Below are 22729 nucleotides of genomic sequence, written 5' to 3'. Positions count from 1 at the left end.
GGTCACGAACGGGCGGACAGGGTGAACTCCTTGCGCGGTTCCTCGATGGCCCCCATCGCGATGATCTCCCGGGGGAAGAACAGCCCGAGCGTCCAGTCCATGAGGATCCGGGTCTTCTTGTTGAAGGTGGGCATCCGCGTCAGGTGGTAGGTGCGGTGCATGAGCCAGGCGGGGAACCCGCGCAGCTCCCGGCCGTAGATCTGCGCGACGCCCTTGTAGAGCCCCAGGGTCGCCACCGACCCGGCGTACTTGTGCCGGTACGGCCGCTGGGGCTGCCCGCGCAGCGCCGCCAGCAGGTTGTCGGCCAGCCTCCTGGCCTGCCGTACGGCGTGCTGGGCGTTCGGCGGGCAGAACTCGCCCGGCCGGGTCAGATCGGGCACGGCGGCTGAGTCGCCCGCGGCGAAGGCGAAGTCGGCACCGTGCACGCGCAGGTATGGATCGACCCTGATCCTGCCCTTCTTGTCCAGGGGCAGGTCGCCCGCGGCGACCAGCGGGTTCGGCTTGACGCCCGCCGTCCAGACGAGGGTGTCGGTGTCGAACTCCTCGCCGTCGCTCAGCACGATGTGGCAGCCCTCGGCGGACTTCAGCAGTGTGCTCATGCGGATCTCGATGCCGCGCTCGCGCAGCTGCTGGACCGTCCACTTGCCCATGTCGGCGCCCACCTCGGGCAGGATCCGGTCGGTGGCCTCCACGAGGATCCAGCGCATGTCCTCGGGGTTGATCCCGTCGAAGTACTTGAGGGCGTCGGCCGCCATGTCCTCGAGCTCGGCCAGGGCCTCCACGCCGGCGTAGCCGCCGCCCACGAACACGAACGTGAGAGCCCTGCGGCGGACCTCGGGGTCCGGTGTGGACGCCGCGATGTCGAGACGGCCGAGCACGTGGTTGCGCAGGGCGATGGCCTCTTCGATGGTCTTGAAACCGATGCCGTGGTCGGCCAGGCCGGGCACGGGCAGCAGCCGTGAGATCGAGCCCGGCGCCATGACCAGGTAGTCGTAGTCGATGGTGAGGTCGGGCCCCTCGTGCGGGGTGAACTCCGCCCTGCGGTCGGCCAGCCGCACCTGGGTGATCCGTCCGCTGAGGATCTGGCACCTGTTCAGCACCCGCCTGAGCGGGACGACGACGTGCCGGGCCTCGATGTTCCCTGCGGCCGCCTCCGGCAGGAAGGGCTGGTAGGTCATGTAGGAGTCGAGGTCCGCGACGGTCACGAGCGCCTCGCCGCGGCGGAGCCTGCGCTGCAGGCGGAGTGCTGTGTACATGCCGACGTATCCGCCGCCGACGATCAGAATCCGTGGGACAGCCATGGCTGTCCCCTACCCCTACTCAAGGAGGAAACGCATCGTCACCCTGGTTCCCCTGGGACCGGTGGTGACCTGGAGGTCGTTGCTCAGCAGGCGCGCCACCCACAGCCCCATGCCGCTGGTCGCGTCCTCCGGAGGCGGGTCGTGACCCGGTTCGCCCTCCAAACGCCACTCCCTGCCGTCGTCGTGGACGGCGACCACCAGGGCCGGCCCCTCCCGCCAGATACCCAGCCGGGCCTTGGTAGACCCGTGGGTGACCGCGTTGGTGGCGACCTCGTTGAGCGCGACGAGGAAGTCGCCTATCGCGTCTTCCCGCATGCCGCGACGCAGCGCCTCGGCGGCGGCGAACTCCCGCAGATCGGGCAGGTCGGCTAAGGAGAAGGCACGCTCCCTGGCCGCTCCGGTGACGTGCGCGGGAACGCCGTCATCTTTCACCCGGTACACGCCTCCCGCCGGAAATGTGGCCGTCTCAGAATCCATGGGCTGTGGGCAGGACGAAGATACCCCGGGACACCGCCGTGGCACAGGCGGTGTCCCGGGCATCGTCGCATCCTCTCATCCCGCGACGAGCTCCGCCCGGAGCTGGTCGAGGGTCTTGCGAAGGATCCGCGAGACGTGCATCTGCGATATGCCGAACTCCGCCGCGATCTCGGCCTGCGTCATGTTGCCGTAGAACCGCAGCAGGAGGATGTTCTTCTCCCGCTCGGGGAGAAGGTCGATGAGAGGCTTCAGCGCCTCGGCGTCCACCAGGGTGTCGAGCGCGTCGTCCTCTTCGGGGATCACGTCGCCGAGGGCGGCGGCGTCGTCGTCGGCGCCGATCGGCGCGTCGAGGGAGAGCGTGCTGTACGCCGCCGAGGCGTCCATGGTGAGGAGCATGTCCTCCTCGGACAGGCCCATCTTCTTGGCGAGCTCGGCGACGGTGGGGAACCGGCCCAGCTCCTGGGTCATGTCGGCGACGTGCCGGTTCAGTTCGGCCCGGCGCTCCTGGTAGAGGCGGGGCACCCGGACGGCCCAGGTGCGGTCCCGGAAGTGCCGCTTGACCTCACCGGTCATGGTGACCATGGCGTACCCGCGGAAGCTGTGGCCCAGGGTGGGGTCGAAGCCGTTGATGGCCTTCATGAGGCCCACGTACGCGGCCTGGAGGAGATCTTCCATCGGCTCGCCGCGGTTGAGGTACCGCCGGGCGATGTCCCTCGCCATCGGGCGGTGCATTTCGACGATCTTCTCACGGAGGCGTTCCCGCCGCTCCTCGGACAGTCCGCCCTCGGCCAGCTCGGCCAGGAGCTCTTCGGCGGTCGGATTGCTGACGGTCTCTGCACGGACCTCGGCAGCCATCTGCGCAGTCCCCTCGTATTTTCTCGCGAGGGCGCCTACGCGGTGGGGTCACCAAGCAGAAGGCACGCCTCGCTACAGTGTCGAGACGAGGCCCTCTGCTGGACCTCTGCTTCAGTATATTGCCCCAAAATCAGGAGTATCACCACCCCTTCGGCACCAGTAATGTTGCCGCAGAGGAGGCGCGAGGTGTCTAACAACGGACTGCTGTCCCTGACGTCCAGTATGGCGGGGGACATTGTGGTGATCCACGTGAACGGTGTCCTCGACGCCACGACCCGTGACCAGTTCTCGGACTATCTCGACGCCGCGGCGGACGACCACGGCCCCGACATGATCCTTGACCTGGGCGGCGTCACCTTCATGGACTCCCGGGCGCTGGGCCTGATCGTGCACAACTGGCAGCGCTCGACCACGGCCGGCGGCAACTTCGCGCTGGTCTCGGTGCAGTATCCGAACTCCAAGGTGATGTGGGTGACCGGCCTGTCGGAGCGGCTGCCCCTGTTCGACACCCTCGACGAGGCCCTGGCCGCGTTCGCCGCCTGATCCCGCCGCCCCGCTGTCACAACCCGCTGCCGCCGCCCGCGCGTACGGCCCGCTCAGGCCGGGGCGGCCCCGCCGTGCTTCTGCTGGTGCTCGGTGACCAGGAGCTTGGCCAGATCGGCCACCTTGACCTGATGGTGCTGCGACACCCGCCTGAGCTCCTCGAACGCCTCCTCCGCGGAGCAGCCGCTCTTCGACATGATGATGCCCTTGGCCTGGTCGATCACCGATCGGCCCGCCAGCGCCTCCTGCATCTGCGCGGCGCCGGTGAGGACGTCGTCGAACTCCCAGATGTTGGCCAGCGCCACGGTGACCTGCTCGCGCAGCAGGGCCATGAGCGAGCCGCCGGAGGTGAACACGCCGGGGCGCACGCCGTACAGGCCGATGATCGCGACGGCGCCCTCCACGGCGATCGGCACCACGAGGACCGACCGCACCCCGTGCCGCACGGCGGTGGCGGCGTAGCGGGACCAGCGGGACTCGCGCATCACATCGGGGATCGTCACCGGGCGCCCGGTGGACAGCGCCTCCCTCGACGGGCCCTCGCGCAGGCCGCGCTCCCGGTCGATCAGCACGGTGAGCTCGCTGTGGGAGGCGGCCAGCAGCACCCGCTCCTCCATCCACAGTTCGGCCGTGCCGCCGGCGCAGCCGGGCACGCCTCGCGCCACCGCCTCGGTGATGCCGCGCAGGACACTCTCCGCCGACGTGCCCTCCGTCACACGGCCCAAAGCCGCGAGGTCACGCGCGAGAATGGATGTCGTCTCCATGGTAGAAAGACCATTCCCATAGTTTCCGGGTTAATCCAGGCTGGATCGATTAGACCCGGGGTTTGGCGTAGCGTCTACGTCGAGAGAGGGGGGCAGCTTGCCCGACACCGCCGAGCTCGAGCGCGCGTTGAGCGGGCTCGCCGACCGCATCGCCACCCTACGGGACGATCCCGATCCGGGTGCGATGCTACGGGAGCTGGACGCCGCCGAGGAACTGTGCCGCAAGGCCCTGAGTGAGCTGGTGCGCAGTCGCAGGCGCAGGGACGGCGGCAGCCAGCGCGAGCAGAAGCTGCTGCGCCAGGTGTTCCGCGCGCTGCCGATCCCTGTGATCATCATGGACACGGGCGGCACGGTGCGCCGCATCAACAACGAGACCACCCGCCTGCTCGGCAGCCCCGCCGGCTATCTCATCGGCCGCGCCTTCCCGCTGCTCGTCGACGTGACCGCCCGCGCCGCGTTCCGGCAGCGCCTCGCCGCCGTCCTCCACGGCGACGACAGCGCCTCCTTCCAGACCCGGCTGGCCCACCAGGGCCGCGCCCACACCGTACGGCTGGTGCTGAGCCGCCTGCGGATGCCGGGCGAGCCGCAGGAGATGATCGCCGGGGTCGTGCTGCCCACCGAGGTCCAGCTGCCCGAGCCGGCCGCGCGGACGGGCGCGCCCGACGACGCGGCGGTCCTGGCGGCGGCCAGACGGCACGAGCTGCTGTCGCGGCTGACCGGGCTGCTGCTGGACGAGGAGAGCCTGCGCGAGCCGGTCGCCCTGCTGCGGGCGGCCCGCCTGCTGGCCGCCGAGACGGCCGACTGGGTGATCGCGGACGTCGTCAGGGACGGCGACCTGGTCCGCTCGGTCGTGATGGGACCGAGTGACCAGCCGGTCGGGCGGCTGCAGCGGACGGTCGAGGAGGCCCCGCCCGCGCTGGCGCCGGTGGTGGAGCAGGTGCTGGCCACCCAGAGCGGCGTCGTCCACGAGATGCTGAGCGACGACTCCCTGCTCGGCGGCGACATGCTCCAGGCGATGCGCGCGGGTTCGCTGCTGAGCGTGCCGATCCGTACCGACGACGAGGCGCGCGGCGTGCTCACGCTGGTACGGCTGCGCGACCGGCAGCCGTTCGGCCTGGCCGATCTGGGCCTGATGGAGGAGATCGGCCTGCACCTCGGCCTGGCGATGCGGGCGCAGCAGGGGTTCCAGCGCCGGGCGCAGGCCGCCGACACCCTGCAGACCGGCGTGCTCCCCCGCACACTGCCCGACATCCCCGGTTTCGAGATCGCCGCCGCCTACCACCCCGGCTCCGGCATGCGTGCCATCGGCGGCGAGTTCTACGACGTGTTCCCCAGCAAGAACGGGTGGGGCTTCGTGATCGGCAGCGCGGCGGGGCGAGGCGAGGAGGCCGCCGCCGTCACCGCCATGGTCCGCAACGGCCTGCGCGTGCTGAGCGTGTGGGAGGACGACCCGGGACAGGCCCTGCGCAAGGTCAGCGACGCCCTCGTCGCGCAGAACACGGGCCTGTTCGTGATGGCCGCCGCCGGCTTCGTCCGGGGCCGCAAGGTGCGGCTCGCCTCCGCGGGCCATCATCCCGCCGCGCTGATCCAGCCGGGCGGCGGTGTCCGGTTCCACGAGGGCGGCGGCGTCCCGCTGGGCTTCGAGGAGGGTTCGGTGCCCGCGACCGAGGAGCTCACGCTGTCGGCCGGAGAGGCGCTGGTGCTGTACAGCGACGGCCTGGTGGGCGCGCAGAGCCCCGGCGGGGACAACTATGGCGAGCAGCGGCTCACCGAGACCCTCGCCCGCTGCGCCGGGCAGCCCCCCAGCGCGGTCGTCAAGGCCATCGAGGAGGACCACCGGGCCTTCTGCGGCAGCCACGCGGTCGACGAGATCACGCTCCTCTCGCTGCGCCGATCCCGCTGACGGGATTTGCCGCCCCCACCGCGAAGTGGTGGACTGGAGTCAGCGCGATGCGTGGGGGCGATCGCATGGGCGAACGAAGCAATAGGCACAGCGCGAATCGCTCATGCGACTCCGAGCCGTCAGGCGAGGAGGCGGCATGAGCGCGTTGGTTCACGAGGCCGGTCTGTACGGCTCCGACGACGAGTTCCTCGAGATCGCCGTACCGTTCGTCCGGGACGGGCTCGACGGCGGCGAGCCGGTGATGGTCACCACGACCGCCGGAAACCTCGAACTCCTCGGCGCCGCCCTCGGTGACGACGCCCGGCGCGTCGACTACGCCGAGAGCGCGTACTTCGGCCGCCGCACCGCGCATCGGGCGACGGCCTTCCTGCGCTATTGGGAGCGGAACGCGGCGCGCGGGCGGGTCCGCATTCTGGCCGAGCCGGTGTGGGCGGGCCGCTCTTCCCGCGACGTCGTGGCCTGGAAACGGATGGAATCGGGCCTCAACGTCATCCTCGCCGGCACGGGCGTGTGGATGATCTGCCCCTATGACACCAGGGCGGCCGATCGCGGCCTCGTCGAGGACGCCCTGCGCACCCATCCCGCGATCAGCACCGGCGGCCGGGGGCGGCGGGTGTCCCCCGCGTACGCCGACCCGGCACGGTTCATCGGCGAGTGCGATCGGCAGCCGCTCCCGCAGGCTCCCCCCGGGGCCGCGGTCGCGCGGATCGGCCACCTGCACCGCGTACGGCACTTCGCCGGCCGGCAGGCCCTGCTTCACGGGCTGCCCGAGGACAGGGTCGCGATGCTGTGCGTGGCCGTGCACGAGGCGGCTCGCTACCTGGGCCTGCCGCTGACCGCCCGGGTGTGGGAGACGTTCGGGGCGCTGGTGTGCGACCTGTGGGCAGGCCGGGGGACCCGATGCGATCCGCTCGCCGGTTTCACGCCGCCGGGCGAGGCCGAGCGTCCCGAGGACGGCCTGTGGCTGGCCCGCCAGATCTGCGACTACGTGGACATCCGGCAGGAGGAGGGCGGCCGCCGGATCAGGCTGGAGGTGGCGACGTCGCGGCTGCAGGAGAGCGCGTGATTTTTCCCGATTAGGCGTTTAGCGCGAATCAGAGTAAGGTAAACATCATCTACATCGATCGTGCCTAGGACGCAGGCACACCCTTTCAAGCGCCTTCCTGTCTTGAGGTGTGCCATGGATATCGCGATCGTCTCCGCGCACGAACTGACTCCCGACACTCCCGCCATCGCCCGTGAGCTGGGCAGGGGCCACCGGGTGACCGTCTACACCCGGTCGAAGGTCACGGTGGACGGTGTCGAGCACGTGCCCGCCGGACCCGATGTGGAGCTGTCGGAAAGCGACCTCCTGCCCTACATCTCGGATTTCAGCGACGGCCTGCGGCGCAGGTGGCGGGAGCACCGCCCGGACATCATTCACGCCTACTCGTGGTCGAGCGGCCTGGCCGCCATCGCGGGTTCCGAGGGCCTGGGCGTGCCGGTCACCCAGACCTTCCACAGCCACTACGACGACAGCCGGAGCGCCGCGCCGGTGCGACGGCTGGAGTGCGCGATCGGACGCCGGGCCAGGGCGGTCATCGCCGCCTGCGCCGACGAGGAGTCCGAGCTGATCCGGATGGGCGTCCCCCGCCGTAACATCTCGGTCGTCCCGCACGGCGTGGACATCGAGCGCTTCCGCCGTCAGGGCCCCGCCTTCCCGAGGGGCGAGCGGCCGCGCCTCCTGCACGTGGGGCACGTGGGCGCCGACTACGCCGTGCACGCGCTGCGGGCCGTACCGGACGCCGAGCTCGTGATCGCCGGTGGCGACGACCAGAGCGTCGAGCGGCTGCGGGCCCTCGCCGGGGAGCACGGCGTGGCGGACCGCGTGGAGATGCTCGGCATGGTTCCGCACACCGCGATGCCCAAGCTCATGCGCAGCGCCGACCTGGTGCTGTCGCTGCCGCCGACCGTCCCCACGGGCACGGCGGCGCTGGAGGCCATGGCCTGCGGGATCCCGGTCATCGCCTCGGCCTCCGGGGCGCACCTCGACTCGGTGGTGGACGGCGTGACCGGATTCCTGACCCGGCCCGACCGCCCGCTGGAGATCGCGCACCGGATCCGCCGCCTGCTCGGCGACGCCACCCTGCGTACGGCCATCGGCTACGCTGCCGCCGACCGCGCCCGTTCCCGTTATTCGGTCGAGCGAATCAGCATGGAACTGCTTCGCGTATACGAGAAGACGTGCGCGTAAAGGCAAGCGATATTACCGGATTTAGGCCGTTATCTGAGTGAAATCATGTGATTAACTCGGCTCATGTCACGTCATGGGCCTGGTTTAGCGGTGGCGGCGGCGATGCTCATCGCCGCCGCCACGGCCTGTTCGAGCGAGGACTCCACGAAGGTGTTCAACGCCGGGAGCGAGTCCACCGCACAGGGGTCCGCGTCCTCCCCGGGTTCGTCCGGCGCGCCGCCGGGCAACGCGAACGCGGCGGGGCTGAGCGCGACGCGGACCGCCGCGGCTGCCGCCGGTTCCGGCGACGAGGCCGCACACAAGACCTCGGGAAAGATCGCGGGCAAGAGCGCGGACGAGAGCGGTGGGGAGGCCGCCGACAGGGTCGCGGAGAAGATCGGCGACATCCCCGCGGCTCCCGCGCCGCGTCCTTCCCCCCTCCTTTCCTCCGTCCCCTCCCCCGGTCTTTCCTCCGGACCGCGGGCGACGCCTTCGCCCACGGCCGCGGCCGAGCCTGCGATGCGGCTCGCGCGGTCCGCGGACGAACCGGTCGTGGTGGACGCCATCCAACCGGAGGACGTGCCCCGGGCGGAGCGCGTGCCCGTCGGGGTGAGCCCCGGAGCCGGGGGCGGGACCGCACGGGAGTCCTCCTCCCCGCCGTCGCGCGCGCCGTCCCCGGTCCCGTCGCGTACACCATCCCCGGTGGCGTCGCGCGCGCCGTCCCCCGCACCGCTCGCCCGCCCCAGCGGCGCCTCCGCGGGCGGCTGGGGCAGCCCGGCCCTGGCCGAGGACTTCGGCGGCGAGGCGCTGCGCCTCACCGGAGGCGGCGGCGACATGGACCTGTCCGGCTCGTCGGTCCAGCGGTACGGCCGCTGGGAGGTCCGCGTCCGGGCCGATGAGGGCGCCGCACCCGTCGCGTTGCTGCGGTCTGTCCAGTCGCAGGCCCGGCCGCGCGAAAACTCGCGGCACCGCGGCTCCCGGTACGGCAACTCCCGGCACGAGTCGTCGCGGTACGGCAGCTCGCAATACGGCGACTCCCGGTACGACAGCTCACAGTACGGCAGCTCACAGTACGGCGACTCCCGGTACGGCAGTTCGCAGTACGACGCGTCGCGGTACGGCAGCTCGCAGTACGACGACTCCCGGTATGACGACTCGCGGTACGGCAGCTCGCAGTACGACGACCCGGGATATGGAGACTCGCCGTACGACTCGGGATACGCGGATCCCCGGTACGACAGCCCGGAATCCGGGGGCACCGACGACCGGCAGACGGAAGACGCGGCGATCGGCGTGGCCGCGATCGGCGGGCGCAGCGCGGAGCTGTCCGTGCGGCAGGGCCGGGAACAGGCCCGGGCCGAGATGCCGGCCGACTTCACCCAGTGGCACACGATCGCCGTCGACTGGCTGCCCGGCCGGGTGACCTTCTGGCTGGACGGCAGGCAGGTGTGGAACTACACCGGTCCGTACGTCCCCCGGTCCGAGGGGATGGGCCTGGTGCTGCGCAACTCCGGCGGCGGCACGGTGTACGTCGACTCGGTGAGGATCTACCGGGCTCCGGAGCGGTAACCTGCCGGATGATCTCGATGCGTGACGGAGACGCGGGGCGGGTGTGAGCGGACAGGACGGCACGGCCGGGCGGCCCACGGCGGAACCGACCGCGGACCCGGATGGGAAACCGACGGCGGAGCCGGCTGTGGAGGCGGTCCGGGCGGGCGACGAGGCCGTGTTCGGGGAGCTCGCCGCGCGTCACCGGCACGAGCTGCGGGTGCACTGCTACCGGATGCTCGGGTCGTTCACCGATGCCGAGGACCTGGTGCAGGAGACGCTGCTGCGGGCCTGGCGCGCGCGGGAGAGCTTCGAGGGGCGCTCGACGTTCCGGGCGTGGCTGTACCGGATCGCCACGAACGCGTGCCTGGATGCGCTGTCCGGCCCGGCCCGCGCCCGCGAGGTGGCGGCGGACACCTCGCGGAGCCCGGGGCGTCCGGCTCCGGCCGACGTCCCCTGGCTCCAGCCCTATCCGGACGGACTGCTCGACCTGGCGGCGCCGGACGACGGCGGGCCGGACGCGGTGGCCATCGCCCGGGAGACCGTCGAGCTGGCGTTCCTGGCGGCGATCCAGCACCTTCCCCCACGGCAGCGGACGGTGCTGATCCTCCGTGACGTGGCCGGCTGGCCGGTGACCGAGACCGCCGAGGCGCTGGAGATGAGCGTCGCCTCGGTCAAGAGCGCGCTGCAGCGCGCCCGCGCGACGCTGCGCGCCCGTCTGCCCAGGCGGCGGGCGGACTGGGCCGCGGCCACCGAGCCCAGCCGGGACGAGCTCGACCTGCTGGAGCGGTACGTCACCGCCTCGAGGAACGCCGACCTGACGGCGCTGGCGGAACTGCTGCGCGAGGATGTCCGGCAGGCCATGCCGCCCGCCGCCCTGGTGTTCGACGGGCGCGCGGCCGTGCTCGGCATGTGGCGGCCGGTCCTGGAGGGCGAGGAGCGCTGGGGCGAGTGGCACTGCGTCCCGCTCGCGGTGAACCGGCAGCCCGCGGTGGCGAACTACGTGCGGCGGCCCGGTGAGATCTTCTACACCGCGGTCAACATCGACGTCCTGAGTGCCGAGGACGGCCTCGTCACGGAGATCACCACCTTCGGTCCCGAGCTGCTGCCCCTCTTCGGCCTGCCGCTCTCCATCGGCCCTTCCGCCACCGACCGGGCCGTTATCGGATCGTGACACCGATCGCCCGTCCGGACCGATTCCCTCATCCCGCCCGCACCGTCTCACGAGCGGTATCGCACGAACGGGAGAAGGAGAACACCATGCCGGACATCATCGAGACGACGCAGCCGGACGAGCAGGTCAGGGCGCTGGACCGGCTGGTCGGCTCATGGCGCGTGACGGGCGGCGCGGAGGGCACGGTCACCTACCGCTGGATGGAGGGGGGATTCTTCCTCATCCAGGACATCCGGCTGGAGCAGGACGGCCGGCCGATCGTCGGTTTCGAGGTCATCGGCCGCGAGAGGCCCTACGGGGCGGACGCCCCCAGCGAGGACATCAAGTCCCGCTACTACGGCGGCGAGGGCGACACCCTCGACTACGTCTACGAACTCGACGGCGACACACTGACCATCTGGGGCGGCGCGAAGGGGTCTCCCGCGTACTTCCAGGGCACCTTCACCGCCGATGGCGACGCGATGACCGGCGGCTGGCACTACCCGGGCGGCGGGGGCTACGAGTCGAACATGACCCGGATCGGATAGCCCGTCACGGATGGGTCGGGAGCAGGGCCGCCGCCTTCAGCGACAGGTGGAGCAGCAGGCGGTCCTCCCCGTCGGCGAGGTCGAGCCCGGTGAGGTGGCCGGCCTTGCCGAGGCGGTAGTACAGCGTCTGCCGGTGCACGCCCAGCGCCGCCGCCGTCTCCTGGACCTGCCCGGCGTGGTCCAGGTAGGCCTCCACGCTCGCCGCGATCCGGGGCGTGAGGGCGGCGGACTCGGCGGCGAGGTCGGCCAGGTCGCGCGGGGTCAGCCGGGCCAGCAGCCGGTAGACGCCGAGCCCGCTCCAGTCGGCGACCGGGGCGTGCCGCTCGACGTGCTCGGCCACCCGCAGCGCCAGCAGCGCCTCCCGCCAGCTCTGCCACGCCTCCCCCGGGTCGTCGCGCGGGCCCCCGACGCCGGCGGCCATGCCGTACAGGCCGTGCAGGAGGCGCGCGACGTGCGCGGCCTGCGCGGCGGGCGCCAGCACCGCGAGGAGCGGCGCGTCCATCGCCGTCCCGGTCACGTCCGGGTCGGCCAGCACGCCGCGCGGCAGCGTACGGGGCGGTCCCGGCACCTCCGGCGGCGTCCGGACGGCCACCGCCGTCACCGGGCCCTCGACCTCGACGCCGGCGGCGGCGCGGACCGCGGGATCGGCCGAGAAGAACTCGCGCAGCGGGGCGTGCCGCCCGCGGGCCTGCGTGGCCAGCAGCGCGGCCACCCGGCCGACCAGCGGCGCGACGGCGGCCAGGCGTTCGTCGGTGAGCTCCCCGGATTCGAGCGCCCACAGGTAGCCGTAGGTCACTCCGCCGTGCCGCAGCGGCACGCACACGCGGCCGAGCAGGCCGGGCAGTCCGGGGATGCGCACCGGGCCCGTCGCGGTGGCGATGCCGTACGCCTCGAAGTGGGCGCGTACCTCGTCGGAGGCGTGCCTGCGCAGGATCGACTCCTGCCGCACGCGGTCGATGTCCCCGCTCTGCGCGCCGTACGCCAGCAGGTTGAACGAGCGGTCCTCCAGTGTCACGGAGGCGTCGAGCAGGCGGGAGATCTCATCGACGATGTCTTGCATGCTGACATTCTTGTGCATTTGTCGAAAAATGCTGTGGCGGATGTCCGTGGAACTTCCGTGACGTGCGGATTTAGCCTGAGGCCATGCTCGGTTCCCTGCTTCTCGCGGGCTCACGCAGCCCGCTCGCCCGCCGGGCCGTGTCGGGGCTCCCGCTCACGCGCAAGGTCGTCGACCGCTTCGTGGCCGGAGAGTCCGCCGCGGACGCCGTCGCCGCGACGCGCCGCCTGACCGGCTCCGGGCTGTCCGTCACGATCGATCATCTGGGCGAGGAGGTCCGGGACCCCGGGACCGCCGTCGCCGCCGCCAAGGCGTACGTCTCGCTGCTGGAGGAGCTGCGGCCCCTCGGCCTCGGCACCCGGGCCGAGGTGTCGGTCAAGCTGTCGGCCGTGGGCCAGGCCCTCGACCCGGGCATGGCCCTGGAGAACGCGCGGCAGATCTGCGCGGCGGCCCGGGAGTGCGGCGCCACGGTCACCCTGGACATGGAGGACCACACCACCGTCGACGCGACGCTCGGCGTGCTGCGCACGCTGCGGGAGGACTTCCCGGAGACGGGCGTGGCGATCCAGGCCTACCTGTTCCGCAGCGAGGCCGACTGCCGCGATCTCGCGGGCTCGCGGGTGCGGCTGGTCAAGGGCGCCTACGCCGAACCCGCGTCGGTGGCCTGGCAGAGCAAGGCCGAGGTCGACCGCGCGTACGTGCGGTGCCTGCGCGTGCTCATGAACGGCACGGGCTACCCGATGGTGGCCACGCACGACGACCGGCTGATCGCGATCGCCGAGTCGCTCGCGGTGGGCGCCGGGCGCGGCACCGGCGACTACGAGTTCCAGATGCTCTACGGCATCCGGGCCGACAGGCAGGCGGCGCTGGCCGCGGCCGGGTCGCGGGTGCGGGTCTACGTCCCCTACGGCGACGACTGGTACGGCTACTTCATGCGCCGCCTCGCCGAGCGCCCGGCCAACGTCGCCTTCTTCCTTCGCGCTCTGAGGGGTAAATGATGAATGCGATCACCGAGGTCCCGGTGCCGGCGAACGAGCCGGTGCACGCGTACGGACCGGGCAGCGCCGAGCGCGCGGCCCTGGAGACCCGGGTCAAGGAGCTGTCGGGGACGTCCCTCGACCTGACGATGACGATCGGCGGCGAGCGGCGCATGGCCGGCGGCGCCCCGATCGACGTCGTGCAGCCGCACAACCACGCCGCCGTGCTCGGCCGAACGGCCGACGCCACCGCGGCCGACGTGCGGGCGGCGGTCGACGCGGCGCTCGAGGCCGCGCCGCGCTGGCGGGCCCTGCCGTTCGAGGAGCGCGCCGCGGTGTTCCTCAGGGCCGCCGAACTGCTCAGCGGCCCGTGGCGGGCCACGCTCAACGCGGCCACCATCCTCGGCCAGTCGAAGTCGGCGCAGCAGGCCGAGATCGACGCCGCGTGCGAGCTGATCGACTTCTTCCGGTTCAACGTCGCCTACGCCCGGCGGCTCCTCGCCGAGCAGCCGCAGTCGTCGCCCGGCGTGTGGAACCGCATGGAGTTCCGCCCGCTGGAGGGCTTCGTCCTGGCGATCACGCCGTTCAACTTCACCTCCATCGCGGCCAACCTGCCGGCGTCGGCGGCGCTGATGGGCAACGTCGTGGTGTGGAAGCCGTCGCCGACGCAGCAGTTCGCGGCGCACTTCACCATGCGGCTGCTGGAGGCGGCCGGGCTGCCGCCCGGCGTGATCAACATGGTCACCGGCAACGGCGCCGCCGTCTCCGAGGTCGCGCTGCCCCACCCCGAGCTGGCCGGGATCCACTTCACCGGCTCGACGGCCACCTTCCAGCACCTGTGGCGCACGGTCGGGGAGAACATCACGGGCTACCGGGGCTACCCGCGGCTCGTCGGCGAGACCGGCGGCAAGGACTTCATCCTGGCCCACCCCTCCGCGGAGCCCGGCGTGCTGTCGACCGCGCTGCTGCGTGGCGCCTTCGAATACCAGGGCCAGAAGTGCTCGGCGGCCTCCCGGGCGTACGTGCCGCGCTCGCTGTGGACCCGGATGCGCGACGACTTCGTCTCGGCGGCCGAGTCGCTCACCGTGGGCGACGTGTCGGGCGACCTGTCCACGTTCATGGGCGCGGTGATCAACGCGCGCGCCTTCGCCAAGCACAGGGACGCGATCGACCGGGCGCGGTCGGCGGACTCCATCGAGGTGCTCACCGGCTCCTACGACGACTCGGCCGGCTACTTCGTGCGGCCGACCGTGCTCGAGTGCGCCGATCCCTCGGACGAGGTCTTCGTGAAGGAGTACTTCGGCCCGATCCTCGCCGTCCACGTCTACGACGACGCGTCGTACGACACCGTGCTCGACCAGATGGAGAGCGTCGCGCCGTACGCGCTGACCGGGTCGGTCATCGCGCAGGACCGGTACGCGATCGCCGACGCCACCGAGCGGCTGCGCTTCGCGGCCGGCAACTTCTATGTCAACGACAAGCCCACCGGCGCGGTCGTCGGGCAGCAGCCGTTCGGCGGGGCCCGCGCCTCGGGCACCAACGACAAGGCCGGCTCGATCTTCAACCTGATCCGCTGGGTCAACGCCCGCACGATCAAGGAGACCTTCGTGCCCCCGGTTGTGAGCGGTCCTTACAAGGGCGACGTGCCGCAGGGCGGCTGGCAGCAGCCCGACCTCGGCGACCTCGGCTACTGACGGGCCGCGATGCCCTCGGAACCCGATGCGGGGTTTCGAGGGCATCGCCGTGCATCCCCGCTCACCTCAGCCCCATGGCCCTGTTGGCCGACTTGCCGGCCGGAATTCCGGCTAGACGACTACCATGGACGCATGGAGATAATCCCGATCAGTGAGGCCAAGGACCGGCTGACCGAGCTGGCCGATCGGGCCGCCCGTGAGCACGACCACTTCACTCTCACGCGCAACGGCCGCCCGCACGCGATGATCGTGTCAGTGGCTGAGTGGGAATCCCTGCAGGAGACGCTCGAAATCCTCGCCGACCCCGAGATGCGCGCCGATCTCGTCGAGGCCACCGCCGCCGAGGCGAGGGGCGATGTGACGACCGAGGAGGAGATGGCCGCCATCATGGCCGCTCGTCTCGGCAAGGCGAGTGCGTGAGCGACCGATACAGCGTCCTGCTCGCTCCGCCGGCGCGCCGCGCCCTCAGTGGCGGTCTCCCGGAGGAGGTGGCCGCCGCCGCCCGGGAGCTCATCACCGGCGCTGTGGCCCGTGAGCCGTGGCGGGTGGGCAAGCCCCTCCAGGAACCGTACGAAGGGCTGTACGTCGCCCGGCGCGGCACCTACCGGGTGGTCTACCGCATCGACGAGGACAAGCACGCCGTGACGATCCAGACGATCAAACATCGGCGGGACGCCTACCGGTTCTGAGGTCGTCTCAGTCCTCGGCGGGGACGGCCATCTCGCCGAGGAGGGACCAGTCGTCCTGCGGAACCGTGACGTTGACGATCCTCGGGGTCTCGGCGAGGTGGGGCGGCAGCGTACGCCGGGCCGTCCGGAAATGCTCCGACCCCACGTGCGCCGCGCCGGCCTCGTCGTCCCGGAACGCCTCGACGAGGACGTACTCTGCCGGGTCGTCGAGGCTGCGCGACCAGTCGAACCACAGGCAGCCCGGCTCGGCGCGGGTCGCCTCGGTGAACTCACGGGTGATCTCCGGCCACCGGTCGGCGTGCTGCGGCAGCACCCGGAACTTCGCGGTGATGAAAATCATCTGGCGTCTCCTCTCACAGGATCGCAGGCAGGACCACGTCCTCCAGGACCGCTCTCGGCGCGGTGTCCTGGCCCGGCCCGTTGTAGTCGCCGGCGGTGACGGCCACGACGAGATCGAGATCGGGCAGCAGGAACAGCCGCTGGCCGCCGTTGCCCATGGCCGACGCCCGCCCGTCCGGCCCCGCGTACCACAGGTACCCGTAGGAGACGCCCTCCCAGGCGGGCACACGCGGGCGCAGCATCTCCTCTGTCCAGCCGGGGGCGACTGTCCGGTCGAGCACCGCCTGCCCGATCCGGGCGAGACCGCGCGGCGTCAGGCGCAGGCCGGAGGCGGCCAGGGCCCTCCCGTCCGAACCGGCCAGCCATTCGAAGGCCCCCACGCCGAGCGGCTCGAACAGCGCGGTGCGGGCGAACTCCTCAAGGCGGAGGCCGGTGCCCCTCTCCACGATGGCGCCGACGAGGGCCGCGGCGCCGCCGCTGTAGCGCCACCGCTCGCCCGGCTCCTCCACGAACGGGCACTCCAGCACGTAGCGGCAGCGGTCCGGCGCCATCTCCATCGCGATCTCGCTGTTCGCCGGGCTGGTGTAGGGCGCGCTTTCGTCCCATTCCAGGCCCAACGTCATCGTCAGCGCGTGCCCGATCGTCAGCCCGGCCAGGCGGGGATCCGCCGCCAGGTCGGCGTACTCGGGGAAGGCGGTCAGGATCGGCTCGCCGGGCTCCGGCACCAGGCCGGACTCCAGCGCCAGGCCGTACAGCAGCGCAACCACGCTCTTGGTGACCGAGCGCACGTCGTGCAGCGTGCCCGGCCCGAAGTCCACGTGGCCGAGCGGGGTGTTCAGCGCGTGGTCGTCGCCGCCGCCGTACCACTCGAGGACGACATGGCCGTGCCGGGCCACCACGACGCCGTGCAGAGCCGGCGCCCCGCCCCGCCGTACGAGGGCCTCCAGGCGGTGGGACAGGTCCGGCGCGAACCCTGCCTTCTCCGGGGCCTTCTCCGGGGAGATCGACTGCATGCGTTTCCTCCGCTTTCTCGGCAATTCCTCCGTGTCCGAAGCCTCGCATTATTTCCGGGCGGTAGGCCACTGCCAGAGGGGGTACCGAGCCCGAAAGACGCCATCCGAGCGAGCCGAGGTCGACATGCGCAGGATCCTGGCGGCTCTATGCATCGCGACCGCGGCCGTCACGGCCTGCGGCGACATCAAGCAGGACTACTACACCCAGACGATGCCCCAGAACGACGGGGCGAACGTGAACCTGCCCGGTCTGCTGCTCCGCAACGCCTTCATCATCGGCTCGCAGCAGCCCGCCCCGCCGGGGACCGACATGCCGATGTACATGATGCTGCTCAACGAGAGCGGCCGCACCGACCGCCTGGTGTCGGTGGACACCGGGGGCCTGTTCCGGGGGGCCCGCCTGCCCGCCGGCGGCCTGGAGATCCCCGGCGGGAAGTACGTCGGCGGGACGCCCGTCCCTCAGGTGCAGCTCGCCGGCCTCACCCGCCCGCTGGGCAGCGGCGGCACGATCCCCGTGACGTTGCGGTTCCAGAACGCGGGGACGGTGCGGATCGACGTCCCGATCCTGCCGCCCGCGCAGTGGAGGAGCACCTACTCCCCCTGGCCCGGCGCGTCACCCACTCCGTCACCCAGCCCACCGGCCAGTCCGTCGCCCAGTCCGCCGCCCAGCCCGCCGCTCAGTCCGTCGCCCGGTTCCTCGCCGGCCGTCTCGCCGAGCCCGTCATGACCCGTCCCGGATCTCGCGGTGGACGGCAGGGTTCGCCGCGATGATCTCCTCGGCGACCGCACGCAGGCGGGGCAGGTAGGCGCTCACCTCGCTCGCCCTGCGCCGCAGGTCGTCCGGCGACCCGGCGCTTAGGTCGGCCGCCAGGTCCGCGAACCCGCCGAGGTGGCCGTTCTCCCCCGGCGCGTCCGCGGCGAGGATCTTCAGGCACCGGGCGTACGTCGCGGCGATCCAGAAGACGGCCTCGCGGTGCAGTCCCCGCGCGACGAGGTCGCGGCTGCCGTCGACCGCCACCGGCCGCGCCGCCTCGGTGATGTCGGCCGAGAAGGGGAAGGGCGTGCGGGCCGTGGCCGCCGCCGCGTCGAACGCCCTCGTCATCGTCGTGATGTGGACGGCGACCCGCTCGGGGGTCAGGTGCGCGCAGCCGAGCAGGCCGAGCAGTTCCTCGTAGACGTCCATCCGGCCGTACGCCCGCAGGAGTTCGCGGACGGCCGGGTAGCGCAGCCGTACGGTGGGGTTGCGCAACCCGGCGGTGAGAAGCACGTGGGTCGTGATGCCGGCCGGGAACAGCCAGGCCGTGACCTGATCGTGGAACGGCCGGCGGGCGTCGAGCCCCGCGAGCCCGCCGGTGATGCGGCGCTCGGCGTCCTCGCACCGCAGGCGGACCCAGCGCCGATCGGCGAAGCCCGCCGCCACGGCGGCACGGAGCCGGGCCAGCCGCCCGGTGGGGTCGGCGATCAGGGTGCCGGGGTCGCCGGCGCGGAAGGCGCCGGCCAGGTGGCAGGAGGCCAGCACGTCGCGTGCGGAGGTGAGCCGGTCCCAGGACAGGTACGTGACCTCGACGAGCACGCCCTCCCACGGGATCTTGCCGAGCTTGGGCGGCGCGACGGGGTCGGTGACCACGACCGACACGTCGACGTCGGAGGTGGGCGGCAGCACCGCGTCGGGGTCCGCCCAGGCCGTCGAGCCGGTCAGGAAGGCCCCCGCGAAGTTCGGGGCGGCCGCGGCATGGCGGGCGACCCAGCGTGCCGCCGCGGCCCGCGCGTCCCGGACCCGTGTTCCCGGTGTCGTCATCCCGCCATCATGGCGCGGCCGGGCGGCCACGGGGCCGCCCGGCCGGGAAGGAGGGGGTCAGCTGTTGAACAGGTCGCGGATGCCGGACATCGCCTGAACATTGCTCAGGATCGACAGGTGGTCGACGCAGGCGAGGGTGTGGTTGTCCGCGCCGGACAGCCGGGTGCTGGTGTAGGGGATGATGATGCCGTCGCAGGGCGACACCCAGGTGCCGTACTTCGCCGATCCCGGCGTCTCGTCACCGCTCAGCGAGATGATGTACGCCGAGCCGGGCAGCATCTCGATGCACGAGACGTAGACGGTGCAGGCACTGGCGTAGGTCGTGCCGTGGTTGGCGCCGGCCAGTGAGGCGACGTGGTCGACGTTGGCCGCTCCGCCGAGCTTCTGCAGGTAATACCGCGTCACCAGGCCGCCCATCGAGTGGTTGACGATGTCGACCTTGGACGCGCCCGTGCCGGCCTTGATCTGGTTGACGAGGGCGGCCAGGCCCTGGGCGCTGATGATGTTGGACCCTGCCCAGTTGTAGTTGTAGCCGTACAGCCGGTTGCTCTGCCAGCCGTTCGCCACGAGGTACGCCTGGAGGGCGGCGAAGTTGGTGCTGTTGCCCGTGTAGCCGTGCACGAAGACGACGGGGTTGTGGGTCGCCGCCTGGGCGGGGACGGCGGGAGCGAGGAAGCCGAGCAGGGCCAGGATGCCGAGGAGGGGGCCGACGATCCTACGCATGAGATCTCCTTGCCGTGGGGGATGACAGGAGTCTCGCGATCGGTTCGGGTCACGGCATCGGGGAAATCACCAGTCGCCGTCCCCCGTTTCACCGCGAGTCGCCGCGGCGGGCGGGGGGACACGGCCCTCACGGGGCGGGGCCGCGACGGCGGCGCGATCAGCCGGGGATCTTCAGCACGACGACGGCGATGTCGTCACGGGGCAGCCCGGACTGGAAGGCGACGACCTCGTTGACGACGGCGTCGGCGATTTCGTCCGCCTCCATGCCGCGGGAGGCGGACAGCAGGCGCCGCAGCCGCGCCTCGCCGTACAGCCCCTCGCCGCCGCGCGCCTCGATGACGCCGTCGGTGTAGAAGAGGACCGCGTCGCCCGGCGCGAGTTCGACCTCGACGTCGGTCAGCCTGACCTTGGGCAGCAGGCCGAGGACGTTGCCCGGTCTCCCGATCTCGCCGACCGCGTCCCCCCTGGCCCGCAGCGGGGGCGGGTGACCGGCCAGGGAGAGCGTGAGCCGGAAGTGGTGATCGGCGGGCACGAGCTGGCCGTACACGGCTGTCACGAACCGGCCCGCCCGCTCGTGCAACAGGGTCCGGTTGAGCGCGGACAGGACCGCGGAAGGGCTCGGCTCACGGATCGGCGCGGCCCGCAGCGTGTAGCGGGCGAGGCTCGTGACGACGGCGGCCTCCACCCCCTTGCCGCACACGTCGCCGAGGGCGAGCGCCCAGCCGGCGTCGGTCTCGTACATGTCGTAGAAGTCGCCGCCCACCAGGTCGCCGTCCCCGGCAGGCCGGAACGCGCCGGCGACCTGCAGGCCCGGGATCCGCGGCAGGGCCGGGGGGATGAAGCTGCGCTGCAGAGTGCGGGCGAGCTCGCGCGCCTCCGCCTCCGACCGCTCGGCGCGCTGGCGGGCACGCAGCAGCTCGCGCTCGTACTCCCGCCGGTCGGTCGCGGCGAAGACGCAGAAGCGGATGACCCTCGGATCGTCCCGCATGACCGCGTTGAGCAGCACCGGCAGCCGGGTGCCGTCGGCGCGGCGCACGTCGACCGCGATCTCGCGGACGACCGACTGCATCGCGAGCAGCGGGGCGAAGTGGGTCTCATAGAAGATGCGGTCGCCGACCGCCAGCAGGTTCTGGATCCGCATGCCGCCGGTGAGCTCGCCGGGGTCGTATCCGGTGAGCTCCAGCAGCGTCCGGTTGACCCGGATGATCGTCCCGTCGGGCAGCGTGGACAGGTGACCGCAGGGCGCGTGCTCGTAGAGCTCCTCGAAATCCCCCTCGGCGAGGCTCACCTAGAGGAACGCCTTGATCGCGGCGATGGTCTCCTCGGGCGCGCTCAGGTTGGGGCAGTGCCCGGTCGCCCGCATCAGCACCAGCTCGCTGCCGGGGATGTTCTCGTGGACGTACTTGCCCACCTCCACGGGGGCGATCACGTCGTCGGAGCACTGCAGGATCAGGCAGCGCCCCGGCACGCGGGACAGGTCGGCGCGGTTGTCCGACATGAACGTGACGGTGGCGAACCGCTTGGCGATCTCCGGGTCGGTACGGCAGAAGCTGTTGGTCAGCTCGGTCCCCAGCTCGGGGCGGTCCGGGTTGCCCATGATGACCGGTGCCATGGCGCTGGACCAGCCGAGGTAGTTGCTGTCGAGCGACTCCAGCAGCTCCTCGATGTCGGCCACGCTGAAACCGCCGACGTAGCTCTCGTCGTCGATGTAGCGGGGTGAGGGCCCGACCATCACCAGCGCCCCGAACCGCGCCGGCTCCCTGATGGCCGCCAGCGCGCCGATCATCGCGCTCACCGAGTGGCCGACGAAGACGGCGTCGCTCAGGCCGAGCTCGGCGCAGATGTCCAGCACGTCCTGCGCGTACCCCTGCAGAGACGAGTAACGCTCGGGCGAGTAGGCCGACAGGTCGGAGTCACCGGACCCCACGTAGTCGAACAGGACGATCCTGTACTCGTCCTCGAAGGCGGGAGCGACGAGGCGCCACATGTTCTGGTCACACCCGAAGCCGTGGGCGAAGACCATCGGGCGGCCGTCCGGCCGGCCGGTGATTCGCACGTTGTTACGCACCATCACGCTCATGACGCGCAAGCGTACAAAGCATTTCACTTCGCGTGTGATTCGGGGCAGTCGTGTATGCCGCGCCTTCGGGGATAGGCGGCGGGGGTCCCCCACTCCCCCGGAGGCGTCATGGGCGCCCTTCCCATGCGGACCACCGCACCTACGTCAGTGCTGGTGGACGCCGGTCTCCCGGGCCTCGGGATGATCGCTCTCGGTTTCCCGCCGTCCCCCAGGACGGTCGCCGACAGGGTGTGGCGTGGGGTTCCCGACCGCGGCCGTCCGGCCGCGCGCATGACCGCCTGCCCGTCGTCGACGGTCACACGCTGGTGGGCATCGTCGCGCTGGCCGACGTGGCCCGCGCCCTGCCCGATCGCCCGGTGGGCGACCTCGTGGACGCCATCAGCACCGACTGATGCGCGCCGCCGCACGGCGGGCGTCTTTCCGGGCCCCGGTCCTCCCGGCCGGGGCCCGGCGCCTGTCATCCCGCCTCGCCGTGTCCGGTCACCTGACCGAAGGTCCTGCTGCCGGCCAGCTCCGAGAGTTGCACCGTGTCGACGCCGTCGCAGACCAGCTCGGTCGACGCGATCACCGCACGCACCGCCGGGGAGTCCTCCCCCGGCACGGCCACGGTCGCGGTCTGCAGGTAGGTCCAGTCACGCAGCGCCTGCACCGATGCGGCGGGCAGCCGCGTCGAGTACTCGATCACCAGGGCGTCGTCCTTGACGAGCAGGTGATCGAGGCTCGCCCTGGTGGGGATGTCCTGGTCTGTGGGGCTGTAGAAGGACTGGGCCGGGTGCGTCCAGGAGGTCGCCTCGCCGGGCGGCGTGCGCGGCCGCATGTCACACGTGACGGGGGACGCCGCCGTGCCCGCCCCGGAGCCGGTCGCGGCCGGGGGCACGGCGGAGGACGCGGCCGAGGAGGACGCGGCGGAGGTGGCCCCGCCGCACCCGGCGCAGAACGCGAGCGACGCCACGGCGAGTGCGACCCGGGTGAGGGCCTGGCGCATCGATCCACTCCTGGTCTCGTCGAGAGGCGCCGGCGGCCCGGGCGCGGTGCGCGCCCGGGCCGCCGGAGCG

25 protein-coding genes are annotated in these 22729 nt (G+C 71.9%); 13 read left to right on the top strand and 12 right to left on the bottom strand.

The window, feature by feature from the left end:
* Positions 1-2: 2 nt before the first annotated feature.
* The 3 genes from ACQPZZ_RS16045 to ACQPZZ_RS16035 all read right to left on the bottom strand — a co-directional run bounded on the left by ACQPZZ_RS16045 (position 3) and on the right by ACQPZZ_RS16035 (position 2633).
* Positions 3-1301, bottom strand: coding sequence for an NAD(P)/FAD-dependent oxidoreductase (locus ACQPZZ_RS16045; RefSeq protein ID WP_432932832.1), 1299 nt, complete (start codon positions 1299-1301; stop codon positions 3-5).
* 15 nt (positions 1302-1316) lie between these two features.
* Positions 1317-1733, bottom strand: a complete 417-nt coding sequence (locus tag ACQPZZ_RS16040; RefSeq protein WP_432932830.1) for an ATP-binding protein — start codon at positions 1731-1733, stop codon at positions 1317-1319.
* A gap of 120 nt (positions 1734-1853) precedes the next feature.
* Complete coding sequence (locus ACQPZZ_RS16035; protein WP_432932828.1) at positions 1854-2633, bottom strand: SigB/SigF/SigG family RNA polymerase sigma factor; 780 nt, start codon at positions 2631-2633, stop codon at positions 1854-1856.
* Positions 2634-2819: 186 nt separating this feature from the next.
* On the opposite strand from ACQPZZ_RS16035, the gene ACQPZZ_RS16030 reads away from it, so the two are divergent.
* On the top strand, positions 2820-3176 hold the full coding sequence (locus ACQPZZ_RS16030) for an STAS domain-containing protein (protein ID WP_363636370.1): 357 nt from the start codon (positions 2820-2822) through the stop codon (positions 3174-3176).
* Between the two features lie 53 nt (positions 3177-3229).
* Here the strand turns inward: ACQPZZ_RS16030 and ACQPZZ_RS16025 are convergent, their stop codons facing one another.
* Positions 3230-3940 (bottom strand): GAF and ANTAR domain-containing protein, encoded by a 711-nt coding sequence (locus tag ACQPZZ_RS16025; protein WP_363636372.1) that lies wholly within the window; start codon positions 3938-3940, stop codon positions 3230-3232.
* Between the two features lie 97 nt (positions 3941-4037).
* Between ACQPZZ_RS16025 and ACQPZZ_RS16020 the strand changes: the two genes are divergently transcribed.
* The 6 genes from ACQPZZ_RS16020 (at position 4038) to ACQPZZ_RS15995 (ending at position 11304) form a co-directional block, all read left to right on the top strand.
* Positions 4038-5843 (top strand): SpoIIE family protein phosphatase, encoded by a 1806-nt coding sequence (locus ACQPZZ_RS16020; RefSeq protein WP_432932825.1) that lies wholly within the window; start codon positions 4038-4040, stop codon positions 5841-5843.
* 136 nt (positions 5844-5979) lie between these two features.
* Positions 5980-6909, top strand: coding sequence for an anti-sigma factor RsbA family regulatory protein (locus tag ACQPZZ_RS16015; RefSeq protein ID WP_432932823.1), 930 nt, complete (start codon positions 5980-5982; stop codon positions 6907-6909).
* Between the two features lie 114 nt (positions 6910-7023).
* Positions 7024-8076, top strand: a complete 1053-nt coding sequence (locus tag ACQPZZ_RS16010; RefSeq protein ID WP_432932821.1) for a glycosyltransferase — start codon at positions 7024-7026, stop codon at positions 8074-8076.
* 90 nt (positions 8077-8166) lie between these two features.
* On the top strand, positions 8167-9624 hold the full coding sequence (locus tag ACQPZZ_RS16005; RefSeq protein WP_432932819.1) for a hypothetical protein: 1458 nt from the start codon (positions 8167-8169) through the stop codon (positions 9622-9624).
* A gap of 127 nt (positions 9625-9751) precedes the next feature.
* Positions 9752-10777 (top strand): RNA polymerase subunit sigma-70, encoded by a 1026-nt coding sequence (locus ACQPZZ_RS16000; protein WP_432932817.1) that lies wholly within the window; start codon positions 9752-9754, stop codon positions 10775-10777.
* Positions 10778-10863: 86 nt separating this feature from the next.
* Positions 10864-11304, top strand: coding sequence for a hypothetical protein (locus ACQPZZ_RS15995; protein ID WP_432932815.1), 441 nt, complete (start codon positions 10864-10866; stop codon positions 11302-11304).
* Between the two features lie 4 nt (positions 11305-11308).
* On the opposite strand, the gene ACQPZZ_RS15990 is transcribed toward ACQPZZ_RS15995, so the two are convergent.
* Entirely contained in the window at positions 11309-12364 is a 1056-nt protein-coding gene (locus tag ACQPZZ_RS15990) for a PucR family transcriptional regulator (protein ID WP_432932813.1), read from the bottom strand.
* A gap of 83 nt (positions 12365-12447) precedes the next feature.
* Here ACQPZZ_RS15990 and ACQPZZ_RS15985 point away from each other — a divergent pair, with 83 nt between their 5' ends.
* The 4 genes from ACQPZZ_RS15985 to ACQPZZ_RS15970 all read left to right on the top strand — a co-directional run bounded on the left by ACQPZZ_RS15985 (position 12448) and on the right by ACQPZZ_RS15970 (position 15721).
* A complete protein-coding gene (locus ACQPZZ_RS15985) occupies positions 12448-13359 on the top strand; it encodes a proline dehydrogenase family protein (RefSeq protein ID WP_432932811.1) in 912 nt (303 codons plus the stop codon).
* Positions 13359-15032, top strand: a complete 1674-nt coding sequence (gene pruA, locus ACQPZZ_RS15980) for an L-glutamate gamma-semialdehyde dehydrogenase (protein WP_432932809.1) — start codon at positions 13359-13361, stop codon at positions 15030-15032. The genes ACQPZZ_RS15985 and pruA overlap by 1 nt, the downstream gene beginning before the upstream one ends.
* A gap of 132 nt (positions 15033-15164) precedes the next feature.
* Positions 15165-15452 carry a type II toxin-antitoxin system Phd/YefM family antitoxin gene (locus ACQPZZ_RS15975; RefSeq protein WP_363636392.1) on the top strand — a complete coding sequence of 96 codons (288 nt, stop codon included), beginning with the start codon at positions 15165-15167 and terminating at the stop codon, positions 15450-15452.
* Entirely contained in the window at positions 15449-15721 is a 273-nt protein-coding gene (locus tag ACQPZZ_RS15970) for a type II toxin-antitoxin system RelE family toxin (protein WP_432932807.1), read from the top strand. The genes ACQPZZ_RS15975 and ACQPZZ_RS15970 overlap by 4 nt, the downstream gene beginning before the upstream one ends.
* A 7-nt stretch (positions 15722-15728) precedes the next feature.
* Here ACQPZZ_RS15970 and ACQPZZ_RS15965 read toward each other — a convergent pair whose 3' ends face one another.
* Both ACQPZZ_RS15965 and ACQPZZ_RS15960 read right to left on the bottom strand, forming a co-directional pair.
* On the bottom strand, positions 15729-16061 hold the full coding sequence (locus ACQPZZ_RS15965; RefSeq protein ID WP_363636396.1) for a putative quinol monooxygenase: 333 nt from the start codon (positions 16059-16061) through the stop codon (positions 15729-15731).
* Positions 16062-16074: 13 nt separating this feature from the next.
* A complete protein-coding gene (locus tag ACQPZZ_RS15960; protein ID WP_432932805.1) occupies positions 16075-17073 on the bottom strand; it encodes a serine hydrolase domain-containing protein in 999 nt (332 codons plus the stop codon).
* A 124-nt stretch (positions 17074-17197) separates the two neighbouring features.
* Here ACQPZZ_RS15960 and ACQPZZ_RS15955 point away from each other — a divergent pair, with 124 nt between their 5' ends.
* Positions 17198-17800: a copper chaperone PCu(A)C gene (locus ACQPZZ_RS15955; RefSeq protein WP_432932803.1), complete on the top strand. Its 603-nt coding sequence runs from the start codon at positions 17198-17200 to the stop codon at positions 17798-17800.
* Here ACQPZZ_RS15955 and ACQPZZ_RS15950 read toward each other — a convergent pair.
* The 4 genes from ACQPZZ_RS15950 to ACQPZZ_RS15935 all read right to left on the bottom strand — a co-directional run bounded on the left by ACQPZZ_RS15950 (position 17795) and on the right by ACQPZZ_RS15935 (position 21674).
* A complete protein-coding gene (locus tag ACQPZZ_RS15950; RefSeq protein ID WP_432932801.1) occupies positions 17795-18871 on the bottom strand; it encodes a hypothetical protein in 1077 nt (358 codons plus the stop codon). The two genes, ACQPZZ_RS15955 and ACQPZZ_RS15950, sit on opposite strands and share 6 nt — an antisense overlap.
* Positions 18872-18928: 57 nt before the next feature.
* Positions 18929-19594 carry an esterase/lipase family protein gene (locus tag ACQPZZ_RS15945; RefSeq protein WP_363636404.1) on the bottom strand — a complete coding sequence of 222 codons (666 nt, stop codon included), beginning with the start codon at positions 19592-19594 and terminating at the stop codon, positions 18929-18931.
* Between the two features lie 157 nt (positions 19595-19751).
* Positions 19752-20882: a PP2C family protein-serine/threonine phosphatase gene (locus tag ACQPZZ_RS15940; RefSeq protein WP_432932799.1), complete on the bottom strand. Its 1131-nt coding sequence runs from the start codon at positions 20880-20882 to the stop codon at positions 19752-19754.
* Positions 20883-21674, bottom strand: a complete 792-nt coding sequence (locus ACQPZZ_RS15935; protein WP_432932797.1) for an alpha/beta fold hydrolase — start codon at positions 21672-21674, stop codon at positions 20883-20885. It lies immediately after the preceding gene.
* A 230-nt stretch (positions 21675-21904) separates the two neighbouring features.
* Here ACQPZZ_RS15935 and ACQPZZ_RS15930 point away from each other — a divergent pair, with 230 nt between their 5' ends.
* On the top strand, positions 21905-22066 hold the full coding sequence (locus tag ACQPZZ_RS15930) for a CBS domain-containing protein (RefSeq protein WP_432932795.1): 162 nt from the start codon (positions 21905-21907) through the stop codon (positions 22064-22066).
* Positions 22067-22131: 65 nt separating this feature from the next.
* Here the strand turns inward: ACQPZZ_RS15930 and ACQPZZ_RS15925 are convergent, their stop codons facing one another.
* Positions 22132-22659 (bottom strand): hypothetical protein, encoded by a 528-nt coding sequence (locus tag ACQPZZ_RS15925; protein WP_432932793.1) that lies wholly within the window; start codon positions 22657-22659, stop codon positions 22132-22134.
* Positions 22660-22729: the final 70 nt, after the last annotated feature.

This window comes from Microbispora sp. CA-135349 (assembly GCF_050947365.1).
Lineage (GTDB): Bacteria > Actinomycetota > Actinomycetes > Streptosporangiales > Streptosporangiaceae > Microbispora.
The sequence above is the reverse complement of the archived record's forward strand: the minus strand, read 5'-3'. Positions and strand labels throughout refer to the sequence as shown.

What these genes read in the sequence shown, in the direction of transcription:
- ACQPZZ_RS15950 (WP_432932801.1), bottom strand. Translation starts at nt 18,871, where the DNA reads ATGACGACACCGGGAACACGGGTCCGGGACGCGCGGGCCGCGGCGGCA.
- ACQPZZ_RS15975 (WP_363636392.1), top strand. Translation starts at nt 15,165, where the DNA reads ATGGAGATAATCCCGATCAGTGAGGCCAAGGACCGGCTGACCGAGCTG.
- pruA (WP_432932809.1), top strand. Translation starts at nt 13,359, where the DNA reads ATGAATGCGATCACCGAGGTCCCGGTGCCGGCGAACGAGCCGGTGCAC.
- ACQPZZ_RS16045 (WP_432932832.1), bottom strand. Translation starts at nt 1,301, where the DNA reads ATGGCTGTCCCACGGATTCTGATCGTCGGCGGCGGATACGTCGGCATG.
- ACQPZZ_RS16025 (WP_363636372.1), bottom strand. Translation starts at nt 3,940, where the DNA reads ATGGAGACGACATCCATTCTCGCGCGTGACCTCGCGGCTTTGGGCCGT.
- ACQPZZ_RS15965 (WP_363636396.1), bottom strand. Translation starts at nt 16,061, where the DNA reads ATGATTTTCATCACCGCGAAGTTCCGGGTGCTGCCGCAGCACGCCGAC.
- ACQPZZ_RS15925 (WP_432932793.1), bottom strand. Translation starts at nt 22,659, where the DNA reads ATGCGCCAGGCCCTCACCCGGGTCGCACTCGCCGTGGCGTCGCTCGCG.
- ACQPZZ_RS15955 (WP_432932803.1), top strand. Translation starts at nt 17,198, where the DNA reads ATGCGCAGGATCCTGGCGGCTCTATGCATCGCGACCGCGGCCGTCACG.
- ACQPZZ_RS15945 (WP_363636404.1), bottom strand. Translation starts at nt 19,594, where the DNA reads ATGCGTAGGATCGTCGGCCCCCTCCTCGGCATCCTGGCCCTGCTCGGC.
- ACQPZZ_RS15985 (WP_432932811.1), top strand. Translation starts at nt 12,448, where the DNA reads ATGCTCGGTTCCCTGCTTCTCGCGGGCTCACGCAGCCCGCTCGCCCGC.
- ACQPZZ_RS16010 (WP_432932821.1), top strand. Translation starts at nt 7,024, where the DNA reads ATGGATATCGCGATCGTCTCCGCGCACGAACTGACTCCCGACACTCCC.
- ACQPZZ_RS15990 (WP_432932813.1), bottom strand. Translation starts at nt 12,364, where the DNA reads ATGCAAGACATCGTCGATGAGATCTCCCGCCTGCTCGACGCCTCCGTG.
- ACQPZZ_RS15960 (WP_432932805.1), bottom strand. Translation starts at nt 17,073, where the DNA reads ATGCAGTCGATCTCCCCGGAGAAGGCCCCGGAGAAGGCAGGGTTCGCG.
- ACQPZZ_RS15995 (WP_432932815.1), top strand. Translation starts at nt 10,864, where the DNA reads ATGCCGGACATCATCGAGACGACGCAGCCGGACGAGCAGGTCAGGGCG.
- ACQPZZ_RS16015 (WP_432932823.1), top strand. Translation starts at nt 5,980, where the DNA reads ATGAGCGCGTTGGTTCACGAGGCCGGTCTGTACGGCTCCGACGACGAG.
- ACQPZZ_RS15935 (WP_432932797.1), bottom strand. Translation starts at nt 21,674, where the DNA reads ATGAGCGTGATGGTGCGTAACAACGTGCGAATCACCGGCCGGCCGGAC.
- ACQPZZ_RS16035 (WP_432932828.1), bottom strand. Translation starts at nt 2,633, where the DNA reads ATGGCTGCCGAGGTCCGTGCAGAGACCGTCAGCAATCCGACCGCCGAA.